This is a genomic window from Vibrio sp. D173a (assembly GCF_030248475.1).
In genome coordinates this window covers 1-831 of the sequence record NZ_JAHGAH010001377.1, presented here as the reverse complement: position 1 = coordinate 831, position 831 = coordinate 1, and the positions used below count along the sequence as shown (strand labels likewise).

General features: G+C 38.4%; 1 protein-coding gene and 1 pseudogene. Both read right to left on the bottom strand.

Annotated features, from left to right (window positions below):
• Window positions 1–299: hypothetical protein (locus KIV40_RS33475; RefSeq protein WP_285353722.1), on the bottom strand; the 299-nt coding region annotated here is incomplete at its 3' end.
• A 351-nt stretch (window positions 300–650) separates the two neighbouring features.
• Window positions 651–831: pseudogene (locus KIV40_RS33470) on the bottom strand (hypothetical protein); the annotation flags it as partial.

Here is an 831-nt window from a genome sequence, read left to right as displayed (position 1 = left end):
TCTGAGTTATTGATCGCTATATTGACAGTGCCCGAGTTTTGACCAGACACATGAGTTGCAGAGATATTTCCTTGTATAGTAATGCCACTTTCTTCAACCAACGCTTCAACTCCCGACATATCGACAATAGTTAGCTGAAAATCACTATTGGCATCAGGCCCATATAGAGGCAATACATCACCCTTGATGGGTGGTGGTGTTGTGCTTGGCTCTTGGTAAGGATCGTCAAGGCATCCTGCCAAAGCCGCAGCACAGACAACGGCAAGTATCGTTTTCTTGTTCGTTATGTTCTGGATCATTTTTGTTCTCTTCACGACTGCTATTTTTTAGTTGGATAGATGTTGAAACGTTTCATTTGAGGTAAGCATGATATCAAGGTGATCGTTTATCAAGTAAAACGATTAAGCCGCGATTTAATTTGTGATGTGGGGCATATTTATACCTAGAACTTGATCTTTCTGGGTGAGGTATAGAAATGAAAAAATACTACACATCATTGATGCATATAAATAAAGTATTGTTTTTCTTGAAATTTTTGTTGTTTGCGGAAATTGGTGTGAAAAAATAGCGTCGAGAATTATAACTTGATCACGTTATCTGTCTATCTTGATTGACGACCCATAATATTTGTCTCAGATTAATAGAAACGTTTAAATTGAATCCTTGAGAAATAAAATGGAATTGATGATGATAAGGAAAAGACGTGCAATTGCTGCTGCGATTAATAGAAGTGCCATCAAAGTATCGGTCGTTATCGGCAATGTTTGCTTGGCTGCAACAATCAAGACAACCATCAGAAAGCTAACACCGAGTTGCAGAGCGACAAGAGAA